15 protein-coding genes are annotated in these 13,300 nt (G+C 64.2%); 6 read left to right on the forward strand and 9 right to left on the reverse strand.

Annotated features, from left to right (window positions below; genetic code table 11):
• The first annotated feature begins 149 nt into the window (after positions 1-149).
• From AC1RUK_RS29005 to AC1RUK_RS29020, 4 genes are all read left to right on the forward strand, one after another.
• A complete protein-coding gene (locus tag AC1RUK_RS29005; protein WP_481837884.1) occupies positions 150-425 on the forward strand; it encodes a hypothetical protein in 276 nt (91 codons plus the stop codon).
• Positions 426-856: 431 nt separating this feature from the next.
• On the forward strand, positions 857-3,526 hold the full coding sequence (locus tag AC1RUK_RS29010) for an FtsK/SpoIIIE family DNA translocase (RefSeq protein ID WP_481837883.1): 2,670 nt from the start codon (positions 857-859) through the stop codon (positions 3,524-3,526).
• 151 nt (positions 3,527-3,677) lie between these two features.
• Positions 3,678-4,358, forward strand: coding sequence for an outer membrane lipoprotein carrier protein LolA (locus tag AC1RUK_RS29015; protein ID WP_481837882.1), 681 nt, complete (start codon positions 3,678-3,680; stop codon positions 4,356-4,358).
• A gap of 204 nt (positions 4,359-4,562) precedes the next feature.
• Positions 4,563-5,369 carry an exodeoxyribonuclease III gene (locus AC1RUK_RS29020; RefSeq protein WP_481837881.1) on the forward strand — a complete coding sequence of 269 codons (807 nt, stop codon included), beginning with the start codon at positions 4,563-4,565 and terminating at the stop codon, positions 5,367-5,369.
• A 138-nt stretch (positions 5,370-5,507) separates the two neighbouring features.
• Here AC1RUK_RS29020 and AC1RUK_RS29025 read toward each other — a convergent pair whose 3' ends face one another.
• Both AC1RUK_RS29025 and AC1RUK_RS29030 read right to left on the reverse strand, forming a co-directional pair.
• The gene (locus AC1RUK_RS29025) at positions 5,508-5,963 is read right to left on the reverse strand and encodes a cyclic nucleotide-binding domain-containing protein (protein WP_481837880.1); all 456 of its coding nucleotides are present in this window, start codon (positions 5,961-5,963) and stop codon (positions 5,508-5,510) included.
• Positions 5,964-6,292: 329 nt separating this feature from the next.
• On the reverse strand, positions 6,293-6,976 hold the full coding sequence (locus tag AC1RUK_RS29030; RefSeq protein WP_006201134.1) for a response regulator transcription factor: 684 nt from the start codon (positions 6,974-6,976) through the stop codon (positions 6,293-6,295).
• 147 nt (positions 6,977-7,123) lie between these two features.
• Between AC1RUK_RS29030 and AC1RUK_RS29035 the strand changes: the two genes are divergently transcribed.
• On the forward strand, positions 7,124-7,657 hold the full coding sequence (locus AC1RUK_RS29035) for a L,D-transpeptidase family protein (RefSeq protein WP_436169816.1): 534 nt from the start codon (positions 7,124-7,126) through the stop codon (positions 7,655-7,657).
• 103 nt (positions 7,658-7,760) lie between these two features.
• Here the strand turns inward: AC1RUK_RS29035 and AC1RUK_RS29040 are convergent, their stop codons facing one another.
• Positions 7,761-8,024 (reverse strand): hypothetical protein, encoded by a 264-nt coding sequence (locus AC1RUK_RS29040; RefSeq protein WP_481837878.1) that lies wholly within the window; start codon positions 8,022-8,024, stop codon positions 7,761-7,763.
• Positions 8,025-8,187: 163 nt separating this feature from the next.
• Between AC1RUK_RS29040 and gcvA the strand changes: the two genes are divergently transcribed.
• Positions 8,188-9,138 (forward strand): transcriptional regulator GcvA, encoded by a 951-nt coding sequence (gene gcvA / locus AC1RUK_RS29045; RefSeq protein WP_481837877.1) that lies wholly within the window; start codon positions 8,188-8,190, stop codon positions 9,136-9,138.
• Positions 9,139-9,227: 89 nt separating this feature from the next.
• Here gcvA and AC1RUK_RS29050 read toward each other — a convergent pair whose 3' ends face one another.
• The 6 genes from AC1RUK_RS29050 to tsaD form a co-directional block, all read right to left on the reverse strand.
• The gene (locus AC1RUK_RS29050) at positions 9,228-9,650 is read right to left on the reverse strand and encodes a DUF1761 domain-containing protein (RefSeq protein ID WP_481837876.1); all 423 of its coding nucleotides are present in this window, start codon (positions 9,648-9,650) and stop codon (positions 9,228-9,230) included.
• 106 nt (positions 9,651-9,756) lie between these two features.
• Positions 9,757-10,455: a class I SAM-dependent methyltransferase gene (locus AC1RUK_RS29055; RefSeq protein WP_481837875.1), complete on the reverse strand. Its 699-nt coding sequence runs from the start codon at positions 10,453-10,455 to the stop codon at positions 9,757-9,759.
• Positions 10,410-10,835, reverse strand: coding sequence for an EVE domain-containing protein (locus AC1RUK_RS29060; RefSeq protein ID WP_436169811.1), 426 nt, complete (start codon positions 10,833-10,835; stop codon positions 10,410-10,412). The genes AC1RUK_RS29055 and AC1RUK_RS29060 overlap by 46 nt, the downstream gene beginning before the upstream one ends.
• Before the next feature lie 41 nt (positions 10,836-10,876).
• Positions 10,877-11,173, reverse strand: a complete 297-nt coding sequence (locus tag AC1RUK_RS29065) for a YciI-like protein (RefSeq protein ID WP_481837874.1) — start codon at positions 11,171-11,173, stop codon at positions 10,877-10,879.
• A gap of 26 nt (positions 11,174-11,199) precedes the next feature.
• The gene (locus AC1RUK_RS29070) at positions 11,200-12,210 is read right to left on the reverse strand and encodes an NAD(P)H-dependent glycerol-3-phosphate dehydrogenase (protein ID WP_481837873.1); all 1,011 of its coding nucleotides are present in this window, start codon (positions 12,208-12,210) and stop codon (positions 11,200-11,202) included.
• Complete coding sequence (gene tsaD, locus AC1RUK_RS29075; RefSeq protein ID WP_481839366.1) at positions 12,207-13,292, reverse strand: tRNA (adenosine(37)-N6)-threonylcarbamoyltransferase complex transferase subunit TsaD; 1,086 nt, start codon at positions 13,290-13,292, stop codon at positions 12,207-12,209. The genes AC1RUK_RS29070 and tsaD overlap by 4 nt, the downstream gene beginning before the upstream one ends.
• Positions 13,293-13,300 lie beyond the last annotated feature (8 nt).

The raw sequence follows: 13,300 nt of genomic DNA on the forward strand, positions 1-13,300 counted from the left end.
GCCTGCCGCCAATCTCGGCGGCTCGGTCACAATCAGTTGATCGGGCGCATGTTCAGGCATCCGGCCTGAAACATCGGCCGGGTCGATTCCGAACTGGGGTGGCGATCGTCGCTTGGGCGCTCGCGAACAGCAGGGAAGGAAACCATCTCATGAATATCAGGAATATCTGCCTTGGAGCGCTTGCTCTTTCCATGGTCAGCGGTGTGTCATTCGCCGGCGCTCTCGACTCGCCGGACAACATGGCGCCGTTCTTCACCGACAGCGGCATGAAGACCATGAAGCCGAAGGCCGAGTTCAAGGCTGCCTGGGACTCGATGGCCAAGGACAAGCAGGACGCGATGATGAAGGAATGCCAGGATGCGGCGATGAGCAAGCCGCATGCTGAATTCTGCGCCAATTTGCAGGCGCTCGGCGGCGCCAACTGAGATGGCAAGGATCAGGCCCACGCGGCCCTGATCTTTCCAAGCAAGCGATGGCGGGCCTGCGATTTTTTGTTGGTATGGATCCGGCCCACCAAGCATCAAGCGAATGTGATTCAGAGTGATTCCACAGGCGCATCGTTTGTCGGCTAGCTTGCGCTTCGATCCCACCCCCGGATCAGCGGAGGGCCAAATCCCACTTTCGCCCTCCTCAAGAAAGGCCTCGCTGGCTCCGGCTCGCGAGGCTTTTTTGCATTGACGCGTCCGGGCCCGGCAAGGCGTGCGCCGGCAAGCTCCGCAACTCACGGTGATGCACTTTGGCCGTCTCAACCTCTTATAGTTAATGCGACCTTAACCTTCCCACCGATAGTCTGGCATCCGAATCTGCCGGAGTGCGTGTTGCGCCCGGCCAGTCCATTACAGACGGGGAACGAGGCATGCGTTCAGGGGCTTCAGCACCGCTCGCGCTGACCGATACGGGGCACGGCATTCAGGCATTCGCGCGGCGCCAGGTCGGGCGGCTGGTCGGCGTCGCCCTGTTCATTCTGGTTGTCTTCGGCATTGCCTGCCTCGCCACCTGGAACGTCGCGGATCCGAGTTTTTCCCACGCCACCGCCAACATCGTCACCAACGCCATGGGCTATGCCGGCGCGGTCTTCTCCGACCTTGCCATGCAGTTCTTCGGTCTTGCCGCAGTCGCTGCCCTGGTGCCGGCGGTGATCTGGGGCTACCTGCTGTTTTCCGCGCGCGGTGTCGACAGGTTGCCGAAGCGAGGGGCCGCCTGGTTCGGCTTCGCGCTGCTTGCGGCGGCGATCGCCGGTTGCGTGACGCCGCCCAAGACATGGCCGCTGCCGACCGGGCTCGGCGGCGTGTTCGGCGACATGGTGCTGAAGATTCCCGGCCTGGTCATCGGCGGCTATCCGACCGGGCTCTTCGCCAGCGTGCTTGCCGTGCTGCTTGCCGCGCCTGCGCTGTGGCTGTTTGCCTATGGCTCGGCGCTGATCGCGCGCAAGAACGGCTTCGCCGTGCTCGAGCCGGCTGCCGCGCCCGATCCCCGAGAGGACGACCTGCTTTTCGACAATGACGAGGATGAGGGCGACGAAGGCATATTGGCGCTCGGCGCCATCACCCATTGGTGGCTGTCGCTGCGTGCCTGGATGCACCGCCGCGCCGTGCGCCGCCAGCAGGAGCGGGACGAGTTCGAGCCGGAGATGGAGCCGCGCGCCAGCGCCTGGCGGCGCGCCGCCGAACGCGTCGAATCGGCCGAGTATGCCGAGGCGCGGATGAGCCCGGGCGGCCGTGCCCGCGTCGAGCCGGAATTCTTTGCCGCCATGGTCAACGACCGCAGCGTTTCCGTCGACCCGGACGATGACGATGTCTTCGACAATGACAATGACGATGACGCCGACATGGACTTTGACGAGGAGCCGGTGCAGCGCCGTGCCGCGCCGACCGCCAAGGTGCAGAACTTCCGCTCCGATGCGGCGACCCGCGTCGAGGCGCCGGCGCCGCGTCCGGCCCCCGGCGCGCGCGTCCAGCGCGAGGCGCAGACCTCGCTGATCGGTTCGGAGACGTTCGAAATGCCGTCGCTGCATTTCCTGTCCGAACCGAAGAACGTCGTGCGCGACGCCAGCCTGTCGAAGGACGCGCTGGAGCAGAATGCCCGCCTGCTCGAGGGCGTGCTGGAGGATTTCGGCGTCAAGGGCGAGATCATCCATGTCCGCCCGGGTCCGGTCGTCACGCTCTATGAGCTAGAACCGGCGCCCGGCATCAAATCCTCGCGCGTCATCGGCCTGTCCGACGACATCGCCCGCTCGATGAGCGCCATTGCCTGCCGCGTCGCCGTCGTGCCCGGCCGCAACGCCATCGGCATCGAATTGCCGAATGCCAAGCGCGAGACGGTCTATCTGCGCGAAATCATGGCCAGCCGCGATTTCGAGACCACCAAGGCAAAGCTCGCGCTGGCGCTCGGCAAGACCATCAATGGCGAGGCTGTCATCGTCGACATCGCCAAGATGCCGCACGTGCTGGTCGCCGGTACCACCGGCTCCGGCAAGTCGGTCGCCATCAACACCATGATCCTGTCGCTGCTCTACCGGCTGACGCCACAGGACTGCCGGCTGATCATGATCGACCCGAAGATGCTGGAACTCTCGGTCTATGACGGCATCCCGCATCTTTTGACGCCCGTCGTCACCGATCCGAAGAAGGCGGTGGTAGCGCTGAAATGGACCGTGCGCGAGATGGAGGACCGCTACCGCAAGATGTCGAAGGTCGGCGTGCGCAACATCGACGGTTTCAACGCACGCGTCCAGCAGGCGGAGAAAAAGGGCGAGAAGATTTCACGCACCGTACAGACCGGCTTCGACCGCCAGACCGGCGAGGCGATCTACGAGACGGAGAACCTCGATCTCGAGCCGATGCCCTACATCGTCGTTATCATCGACGAAATGGCCGACCTGATGATGGTCGCCGGCAAGGACATCGAAGGTGCCGTGCAGCGCCTGGCGCAAATGGCGCGCGCGGCCGGCATCCATGTCATCATGGCCACGCAGCGCCCGTCGGTCGACGTTATCACCGGCACGATCAAGGCCAATTTCCCGACCCGCATCTCCTTCCAGGTGACGTCGAAGATCGACAGCCGCACCATTTTGGGCGAGCAGGGCGCCGAACAGCTGCTCGGCATGGGCGACATGCTCTACATGGCCGGCGGCGGCCGCATCCAGCGCGTGCACGGGCCCTTCGTCTCGGATGACGAGGTCGAGAGGATCGTTGCCCATCTGAAGCTGCAGGGCGTGCCTGAATATCTCGACGCCATCACCGAGGACGATGGCGAGGACGACGACGATGAGCCGTCCGGCAAGGGCGGGTCCGGCGGCGGCGGTGGCGGCAATTTCGAGGATTCCGACGATCCCTACGACCAGGCGGTGGCCGTGGTGCTGCGCGACGGCAAGGCCTCGACCAGCTACATCCAGCGCCGGCTCGGCATCGGCTACAACCGCGCCGCCTCGATCATCGAGAAGATGGAGAAGGAAGGCATTGTCGGTCCGGCCAACCACGCCGGCAAGCGCGAGATCCTGGTGCCGACGGAGGACGACAAGTTCTGATGCGCCGGCAGGGCGCCGCGCAGCGCCTGCCAGCAACCTTTGAACCTTCTGGCGCGTTGAAGCGACTGAGCGCTGTGCGACCCGCCAAACTTAAGCCTAACTGGGGGTCCACGGACTGCTACACCACACGCAACAGACGAAAGTGACCGGCATGAAAAACTTGATTTTCGCCAACAGCGACTTTGCCCCAACCCGCCGTCAGGTGCTTGGCCTCGGCATGGTCCTTGCGGGTGCCGCGGCCATCAACGTTGTGCCCGGTTTCCAGCTGCTGGCGTCGGCGCAAGCCGCGGTTCCGCCGGCGGCGCAGAAGATCGCCGACCATTTTTCGTCCGTCAAATCGATGTCCGGCGAATTCGTGCAGTTCGGGCCGAAGGGCGAGCAGACCGGCGGCAAGTTCTTCCTGGAACGTCCAGGCAAGATCCGCTTCAACTATGACGGATCGTCGAATTTCCGGGTGATTTCCGACGGCAAGTCGGTGGTCATCCTCAACAAGAAGCTGAAGACGTCAGATCTCTATCCGCTGTCGAAGACGCCGCTGAAGCTGTTGCTCGACGACAGGATCGACCTCTCCGGCAACCGGGTCAAAAGCGTCAAGGAAGAGGACGACCTCACCACCATCCAGCTCTCCGACAAATCCGTGTTCGGCAATGCGAGGATCACCATGATGTTCGATTCGAAATCCTACGAACTGCGCCAGTGGACCATCACCGACGCGCAGGGCAAGGACACGACGGTGATGATCTTCAACGTCAAGGAAGGCGTCAGCTTCGCCCCCGACACCTTCGCCATCGACTATACCGCGAACCGCGAACTGAATACCAAGACACGCTAGGGTTCCGCCGCTATTCGGGCGAGGCCGGTCGGAGCTGAATCTCGGCGGACCCCGACCGCAGCCTGAGCCGGGCTTCAGCACGGCCCGGCTTGTCTTTGCCGGCTGCGGCTGGCAGGGTCCGGGACTGACTCTTTCAAAAAGGCGTCATTTCCCGTCAGAGCCGGTCCGGCTGTGGCGGGTCTTGCGCTGTCCCGGATCCTTCGCATGCCCTTTTCCGTCGCCACCTGGAACATCAACTCCGTTCGCCTGCGCATGCCGATCGTCGAGCGCCTGCTTATTGAGCAGGCTCCCGACGTGCTCTGCCTGCAGGAGACGAAAGTCCCCGACGAGCTGTTTCCCGAAAAAGCCTTCCGCAAGCTTGGCTACGGGCACATCGCCTTCCATGGTCAGAAGGGCTACCACGGCGTCGCGACGGTGGCGCGGCGTCCGATCGAAGTGGTCGAGAAACGGCGCTTCTGCGAGATCGATGACAGCCGGCATCTGTCGGTCACGGTGCGGGCCGGCGGCAAGGCGATCCTGCTGCACAATTTCTACGTCCCTGCCGGTGGCGACGAGCCCGACCCGGAGATCAACCGCAAGTTCAAACACAAGCTCGATTTCGTCGCCGAGATGAACGCTATCCGCGCCGAACATGACGAGGTGTCCGGCTCGATCCTGGTCGGCGACCTCAACATCGCGCCGCTCGAGCACGATGTCTGGTCGCACAAGCAGTTGCTCAAGGTCGTCAGCCACACGCCGGTGGAGACGGAAAGCTTCGAGGCGATGCGGCGCTCCGGCGACTGGGTCGACCTGATGCGGCTCAACGTGCCGCAGGAACAGAAGCTCTACACCTGGTGGAGCTATCGCGCCCAGGACTGGGAGGCATCGGACCGCGGCCGCCGGCTCGACCATGTCTGGTCGTCGCCGAATCTGGTCGAGAATTTTGCCGGCTATGAAATCTTGCGGCCAGCGCGTGGCTGGGAAAGACCGTCGGACCACGTGCCGGTCATCGCGCGGTTCGACCTGGACTAGAGCCAGGGGTGGCCGTGAAGCCGCTCCTGTGGCGAACGCCCGAGCTTGTGCCTCTGGCGAGGCACTGGAGGTTCAATAGGCCCGACAAACCACTCTGGTGCCTGTTCAGGCCCAGGACCGTTCGAGAAGGCGATTGGACTACCCCGTAAAGCGCGGCGCCAGCTCCTCGATGCGACGGATCAACGCCTGAAAATCCTCCAGGATGCGCTGGTGCAGTTGGACCGCGATCTCGGGGTATTCTTCGAGGATGCGGCGGAACATCTTGCGGCTGAGCCGCAGCACTTCCGAATCGATCTCGGCGGAAGCGCTGGTCAGCCGGTTGGTGTCGGCTATCAGCGCCAGCTCGCTCAATATGGTGCCCGGACCAACCGTGTTGATCGGGACGCGTTCGCCATTCTGCTCGCGATAGAGCACGATGCGGCCGCTGACCACGATATAGGCCGAATCAGCCACGTCGTCCTCACGGTAGAGCTTATGGTTAGCCTGCAGCAGTGTGGTCTCGGCGCCAAAGGCGAGCAGGCGCAACTGTTCCTGCGTGAAACCCTCGAAGAGCCTCACGGCGGACAGGATGCGGATGTCGTCATCCAGCGCCATCTAGCAGCTATGTCCCCTTACAATCAGTCCAATCCCTCCCTTAGAGCGGTTCTGCTTTTGATAGAATTGCAGATCCGCTCTAAGTATTTGTTTTTACGCAATTCCGAACGGAAAACCGCTACGCACTTTTCCTGGAATTGCTCTAGAGCGCCGCGCGTCCTGCTCGACGCGCAAAGGACGCTCTAACATCCTAAATCTGCGCATCGTGCTTTTCCAAAAATCGATTCCGATTTTTGGGCCGATGCCAGCGGGTCGATCCAGAACCACCTCCAGCACCAGGATCGTACCCGAAAGCGGCCGCCCCGACCGCTCATTGGATCATGAAAAGTTTAAGGAACCAGCTTGTAGCCGCCGCTTTCTGTCACAAGAATTTCGGCATTGGAAGGATCGCGCTCGATCTTCTGGCGCAGACGGTAGACGTGGGTTTCCAGCGTGTGCGTGGTGACGCCGGAATTGTAGCCCCAGACCTCTTCCAGCAGCACGTCGCGCGTCACCACCTTCTGGTCGGCGCGGTAGAGATATTTGATGATCGAGGCCTCCTTTTCGGTCAGCCGCACCTTGGCGCCGCGCTGGTCGATCAGGAGCTTCTGGCTCGGCTTGAAAGTGTAGGGGCCGACCGAGAAGGTGGCGTCCTCGCTCTGCTCGTGCTGGCGCAGCTGGGCGCGGACGCGGGCAAGCAGCACCGCGAAGCGGAACGGCTTGGTCACATAGTCGTTGGCGCCAGCCTCGAGACCGAGAATCGTGTCGGAATCGGTATCGTGCCCGGTCAGCATGATGATGGGCGCCTTGTAGCCGCCCTTGCGCAGGATTTTCACGGCCTCGCGGCCGTCCATGTCGGGCAGGCCGACATCCATGATGAGCAGGTCGACGAGGCCGCCGCGGGCCGCGGCGACGCCTTTTGCGGCCGTTGCTTCCTGCTGGACGTCGAATTCCTCGTAGAGGGCCAGTTGCTCGACGAGTGTGCCGCGCAGGTCGTCATCGTCGTCAACGATCAGAATGGTGCGTGAGGTCATGGATCAATCCGTTGTTTTGAAAAGAAAATTCAGTTGACCGCCCCCCGTTTATGCGGAAGCTGACCGACAGAACAGCCGATCACAGTGATTTGTTCCGTGACACGATCATACAAGAAAAAACGTCCATGCAATGCAGCCGGCGCATTTTTGCCAAAAGGGTTGCGCGTGCTCAGCGTGCGCGCCAGGCCCGGCAACCCCAGTCAGGGGTTTTTGCAGGCCGGCCGTCTGGTGTTTGCCTGCGCCTTGGGGCGCGGCGGCATTTCTGCAAACAAGCGCGAAGGCGACGGCGCCACGCCGCTCGCCGCGATGCGGATCCTGTCCGGTTATTTCCGTGGGGATCAGTTTTCCGGCGGCCGCGGGACCCGGCTGGCGATGACGCCGATCGGCCCGGATCTCGGCTGGTGCGAGGTGCCGGACGACCGCAACTACAATCGCCCGGTGAAGATTCCCTACGGCGCTAGCCATGAGCGGATGCGGCGCTCCGACCGGCTCTATGATGCCTGCCTGGTGCTGGACTGGAACATTTCGCCGCGCCGCCGCGGGCGCGGCAGCGCCATCTTCTTCCACCTGGCGCGGCCGGGCTTCACGCCGACGCAAGGCTGCGTGGCGGTGACGGCGCAAACCATGGCGCGGCTTTTGCCGTTGCTGTCGGATCGGACGGTGGTGAGGGTGGTGAGGTAGGGGAATAGGGCAGTAAGGCAGTAAGGCAGTAAGGCAGTAAGGCAGTAAGGCATACGCGTCGGCGCCGCTTTAGCTTTCCCTACTGCCCTACTGCCCTACTGCCTTATTCCCCTATCCTCCGTCTCGGCTGCTGCCAGCCGGTGTCGAGCAGGCCGAGGCGGCCGAGTTCGCGGTCCATGGCGCGGGCGACATCCTTGCGCTCGCCGCCAATGTCGCGCAGCTGGCGATCGGAGAGATCCTCGACGTTGCGGTGGGCGACATCCTGGTGGGCGAGGCGTATGGCGACCCTGGCGTGGCGGAGCCAATCAAACGCAGCGCTGAGCCAGGTCGGGCGGGCGGTTGGTGATCTCAAAGCGATGTGGGACATGGTGTCATCCGTTCTCCGGATATCAAATCCGGTTTGATGGTGTTTCGATGCTCACATCATGCCGGATTGAAATCTAAGGGGGAAACGAGTAGTTCTTTTCTCATCATCAAGTTTTCTTTGAGGATCGAAGCGCCATGATCCCCCTCGAATCAGTCTCGTCCTGATGGCCCGCCTGCTGCCGGGAACCCGTGCCTTGAGGACGCTGGAGGCGGCGGCCAGGCACCTCAATTTCACCCGCGCCGCCGACGAGCTCGGGCTGACGCCGGCCGCCGTCAGCCATCAAATCAAGGAGATCGAGGACCAGCTCGGTCTGGTGCTGTTCACGCGAACCAGCCGCACCATCCGGCTGACCGAGGCCGGCACGGTGCTGTTCGACGCCGCGACCGACGCGCTCGACCTGCTGGGCCGGGCGGTTTCGCGGGCGCAGAAGACGGCGCGCGGAACGGCGCTGCTGAAGATCACGCTGGACGCGCAGTTCGCGACAAAATGGCTGATGAGGCGCGTCGATGATTTTCGCCGGCAGCGGCCGGGCATCGAGCTCCGCTTCGACATCACCTACGATGTCAGGGACTTCGATCGCGACGACGTCGATATCGGTATCCGCTTCGGCGCCGGCAAATATCCGGGACTATGCGCCGACCGGCTGTTTGAAAACGTCATCATTCCGGTCTGCAGCCCGGACCTGCTGCGGTCCGGGCCGCCGCTCAAGGAGCCGCGCGACCTCTTTCATCACACGCTCGCCCATATCGAATGGTCCCGCCAGGGCGTCACCTGGCCGAACTGGCGCATGTGGATGGCGGCGGCGGGCGTCGACGATTTCGACGACAGCCGCACTCTTGTCTTCGGCTCCGCAAGCGATGCAACGCAAGCGGCGCTCGACGGCAATGCCGTTGCGCTCGCCGATTTCGCCATGGTTGCCAACGACCTGTCCGAGGGCCGGCTGGTGCGGCCGTTCGCACTGGGCATCAAGGTCGCGCCCGAATTCGCGTATTTCCTGGTCTATCCGGTCGGATCGGCGAACGACGCCAGGATCGTCGCCTTCAAGGACTGGATCCTGAACGAAGTCCACAATCCCCAGCCGGACCCGACACGCCAAAGCTGGGACCAGCTCTAGCTCCTTGTTTTGGCGCAATTCCGGACGGAAAATCGTTTCACACTGTTCCTGAAATTGCTCTAGCCGATCAACGGCCACCCAACCAGGGCTCAGCCGGCGACCACCGGCGCGCCGAACCAGCCGATCACCGCGCCGATGAGAAGCAGCACGCCCAGCCAGTGGCCCGTGTCGATCAGCGTCAGGTCCCAGCCGAAGCCTTCGTAACGGTGATTGACCGAAAGCGTCGTGGCGACGAAGCCAAGCCACAGCACGAAGCCGAAGACCAGCCCGGCGACCAGGGTCGGTTCGCCGCCGGTCATAGCGCCGACGACAAGGGCCAAGACCAGCGCCATGATCAGTTCGGCGACGAAGGAGATGATGAAAGGCAGTGGCGAGCGTTTCATCGTCGCCGGGTCGAGCTTGGCGGCCTTCAGCCAGGGCTTGCTCAAGCCCATGTACCAAGCCGCGCCGAACAGCCACGCCACCACGGCGGCAACAATCACCGCCAGCCAGTTCACTGCCGAAAAATCCATGATTCCCCCTCCCGATGCATGTCGCCCCAAAGTGTGCAGCGGTTTGGGACAGCGACATGCATAGTCTTTAATCGATGCGCGATGGAACGCCTGTTCGGTGGCGGCGTCAAGCAAGGCGCCAGACGGTCGTGCGCTTGACCTCGGCGTCCTCCAGCGCGCGTGTCACCGGCACTTCGTAGACGCCGAGCGGCTCCAGTCCCGTCCCGGGCAGATAGGAGCGGCCGGGATCGCCGATCAGTATTTCCGCGCCGCGCGCCTTCAGCGCCGCGAACCATGGCATCAGCCTGTCGGCAAAGGGCTTGTCGTAGAAGACGTCGCCGGCCAGCACCACGTCCCAACCGGCATCGCTGCCGACGCAATCGGCGGCGAGGAATTCCGCCTTGACCTGATTGGCTTCGAGGTTGAGGGCGATCGCCGTTGCGCAGAACGGGTCGATGTCGGCCGCGGTCACCTCGGCCGCGCCGGCCTTGGCGGCGGCGATGGCGACAAGGCCGGAGCCGGAGGCGAAATCGAGCACGCGCTTGCCGCGTACCGTGGCCGGATGGTCGAGCAGATAGCGGGCGAGACCCTGGCCGCCGGCCCAGGCGAAGGCCCAGAAGGGCGGCGGCAGGCCGATCGCCGCCAGTTCGTCTTCCGTCCGCAGCCAGAGGTCATGGGCTTCGTCGGCCAGGTGAAGAAGAATTTCAGGCACGTGCGGCGGCGCCATCAGCGCCGTGTTGTCGAGGATGAATCTTTTCGCGCTGTTCGGGGTGAGGACGGTCACGGAGCCGGTGTCAGCCCGCCCATGCGACAGACTTCCTTCCATTCGGCCGGCGTCACCGGCTGCACGGAAAGCCGTCCGAGCCGGACCAGCGCCATTTCGGCGAGCTTGGGATTGGCCTTGACCTGCTCGAGCGTCGGCGGGTTTGGCACGTCCTTGACGGCGCGGATGTCGACGCATTCCCAGCGCGGATCGTCGGTGGTGCTGTCTGGATGCGCCAGGGCGCAGACCTCGGCGATGCCGACGATGTTGAGCCCCTCATTGGAATGGTAGAAGAAGCCGAGATCGCCGATCTGCATCGCCTTCATGTTGTTGCGAGCCGCATAGTTGCGCACGCCGTCCCACTGCGTGCCGGCCTTGCCCTTGGCCTTCAGCGCCTCGAAGGAAAACACCGAGGGTTCGGATTTGAACAGCCAGTAGTTCATGCTTTTGCTCCTCCGCGCGGCCCGTTCATCGGCGACCAGAATTAACTAGCCGCCGGCTTGTTGAAGGTCCAGTTCCACTGGCGGATTTCGACGCTCTCGAACAGGCCGGCCTTGGCATAGGGATCGGCCGTCGACAGCTTCTCAGCGCCGGCCAGATCCGGGGCTTCGACCACGACGAGGCTGCCGCTCGGCTTGCCGTCCGCATCGAGGAACGGGCCGGCGAAGGCGAGCTTCTTGTCGCCGTTCAGCCCTTCCAGGAAGGCGATATGCTCGGGCCGCGTATCGAGGCGCACCTGCAGGCTGCCGGGCTTGTCCTTGCAAATCAACGCAAACAGCATCTTTTTCAGCTCCGGTTTGTTCGAGACTATATGTCGGTTTCGGTCTTCAGCGGCCGCGTCATCAGCGCCGACACCGTCTGTCGGACTGTAACCGTGCCGTCCAGGATGGCGGCAATGGCGGTGATGATCGGCGCGTCGATCTGGCGCTCGGAGGCGATGCGGGCGGCGATCGCTGCCGTCGGTACGCCTTCGGCGAGCGGCAGGCCGGAAAGCGGCTTGCCCTGGCCGAGCGCCAGTCCGTAGGCAAAATTGCGCGACTGGGCGGACGAGCAAGTCAGCAGAAGATCGCCGAGGCCCGAAAGCCCCATCAGCGTCTCCGGCTTGGCGCCGAAGGCCGCACCGATACGGCGCAGTTCGACGAAGCCGCGCGTGACCATGGCAGCCTGGGCGCTGGCGCCGAGGCTGGCACCGGTGACCGCGCCGGCGGCGATGGCAAAAACATTCTTCAGCGCGCCGCCGATCTCGACGCCGACGAGGTCGTCGCTCGAATAGCAGCGCAAATTCTCGGCCGAAAAGCGGGCGGCAAGGTCGGCGGCCAGATCCGCGTCGCGGGCGGCGACCACCACAGCCGTCGGCAGCCCGCGCGCGACGTCGGTGGCAAAGCTCGGGCCGGACAGGGCGGCAATTGGGTTGGTCGGAAGGATACTCTCGACGATCGCCGAGAGCAGCGCTCCCGTATCGCGTTCGATGCCCTTGGCGCAGAGAACCAGCGGCACGGCCTTCGGCACATGGTCCTTAGCTGAGGCCAGCATGGTGCGCAGCGCCTGCGCCGGGGCCACGGCCAGCACGCAGTCGGCGCCGTCGAGCGCGGCCTTGATGTCGCTGGTCGCCACGATGCCGGGCTCGATCGCAATACCGGGCAGATAGCGCGGATTTTCGCCGCGGTCGATCGCGGCGACGGTCTCCGGGTCGCGCGCATAGAGGCGGACGAAATGGCCGGCGCGCAGCATGGCCAGCGCGAGCGCGGTACCCCAGGCGCCGCCGCCGAGCACGGCAACGCGCCAGCCGCTTGGCGCCCTATCCTCGCCGCCGATCATGCCTTGGCCCCGCGCCGGCCCGAACCGACCATCGGCGCCGAGACGCTGTCCAGCGGCCAGCGCGAGCGCGGTACGAAATCGGCGGCGTTTTCCTCAGCCATGCCGGCGCGCAGCCGCTCGATGCCGGCCCAGGCGATCATTGCCGCATTGTCCGTGCAGAGCTTCAGCGGCGGTGCGACAAAGGTGAAGCCGGCTTCTGCGCACAGTTTCTCCAGCGTCGCCTTGATCGTGACGTTGGCGGCAACGCCGCCGGCAACGACCAGCGCCGGGTCCGCCCTGCCCGGGAATTCCTGACGGAATCGGTTCAGCGCCCGCCCGACACGATCGCCCAGTGCGTCCGCCACCGCCGCCTGGAACGAGGCGCAGATGTCGGCGACATCCTCATCGCTCAACGGGGCAATCGCTGTCGCCGCCTGGCGAACGGCGGTCTTGAGGCCGGAGAACGAAAAATCGGGTTGCGCCGAACCCTTCATCGGGCGCGGGAAGGCGAAGCGTGCGGTGTTGCCTGACGCAGCCGCCTTCTCGACATTCGGGCCGCCGGGATAGGGCAGGCCGAGCATCTTGGCGGTCTTGTCGAAGGCTTCGCCCAGCGCATCGTCGACGGTCGTCGCCCAGCGCTGGTAGTCACCGACGCCGCGCACGGCGACGATCTGCGTGTGGCCGCCTGAAACCAGCAGCAGCAGATAGGGGAAGTCGAGCCCGTCGGTCAGCCTTGCCGTCAGCGCATGGCCTTCGAGATGGTTGATGGCGATCAGTGGCTTGTTCGCTGCCGCCGCAATGGCCTTCGCCGTCATCAGCCCGACGATCAGCCCGCCGACGAGGCCGGGACCGGCGGTGGCGGCAATGGCGTCGATATCGCCGAGCGCCACGCCCGAATCGGCAAGGGCGGCCTCGACGATGCCGTCCAGCGCCTCGACATGGGCGCGCGCGGCGATCTCCGGCACGACGCCGCCGAAAGCAGCATGTTCCTCGATCTGGCTGAGCACGATGTTGGACAGGATTTCGGGCGCGGACGTGCCGTCGAGCGCCACCACGCTGGCGGCGGTCTCGTCGCAACTCGTCTCAATGCCCAGAACGCGGATCAATTGGT

It is taken from the genome of Mesorhizobium monacense (assembly GCF_056781675.1).

Coding starts and splice junctions, on each gene's coding strand:
- AC1RUK_RS29005 (WP_481837884.1), top strand. CDS start 150: ATGAATATCAGGAATATCTGCCTTGGAGCGCTTGCTCTTTCCATGGTC.
- AC1RUK_RS29010 (WP_481837883.1), top strand. CDS start 857: ATGCGTTCAGGGGCTTCAGCACCGCTCGCGCTGACCGATACGGGGCAC.
- AC1RUK_RS29015 (WP_481837882.1), top strand. CDS start 3,678: ATGAAAAACTTGATTTTCGCCAACAGCGACTTTGCCCCAACCCGCCGT.
- AC1RUK_RS29020 (WP_481837881.1), top strand. CDS start 4,563: ATGCCCTTTTCCGTCGCCACCTGGAACATCAACTCCGTTCGCCTGCGC.
- AC1RUK_RS29025 (WP_481837880.1), bottom strand. CDS start 5,963: ATGGCGCTGGATGACGACATCCGCATCCTGTCCGCCGTGAGGCTCTTC.
- AC1RUK_RS29030 (WP_006201134.1), bottom strand. CDS start 6,976: ATGACCTCACGCACCATTCTGATCGTTGACGACGATGACGACCTGCGC.
- AC1RUK_RS29040 (WP_481837878.1), bottom strand. CDS start 8,024: ATGTCCCACATCGCTTTGAGATCACCAACCGCCCGCCCGACCTGGCTC.
- gcvA (WP_481837877.1), top strand. CDS start 8,188: ATGGCCCGCCTGCTGCCGGGAACCCGTGCCTTGAGGACGCTGGAGGCG.
- AC1RUK_RS29050 (WP_481837876.1), bottom strand. CDS start 9,650: ATGGATTTTTCGGCAGTGAACTGGCTGGCGGTGATTGTTGCCGCCGTG.
- AC1RUK_RS29055 (WP_481837875.1), bottom strand. CDS start 10,455: ATGGAAGGAAGTCTGTCGCATGGGCGGGCTGACACCGGCTCCGTGACC.
- AC1RUK_RS29060 (WP_436169811.1), bottom strand. CDS start 10,835: ATGAACTACTGGCTGTTCAAATCCGAACCCTCGGTGTTTTCCTTCGAG.
- AC1RUK_RS29065 (WP_481837874.1), bottom strand. CDS start 11,173: ATGCTGTTTGCGTTGATTTGCAAGGACAAGCCCGGCAGCCTGCAGGTG.
- AC1RUK_RS29070 (WP_481837873.1), bottom strand. CDS start 12,210: ATGATCGGCGGCGAGGATAGGGCGCCAAGCGGCTGGCGCGTTGCCGTG.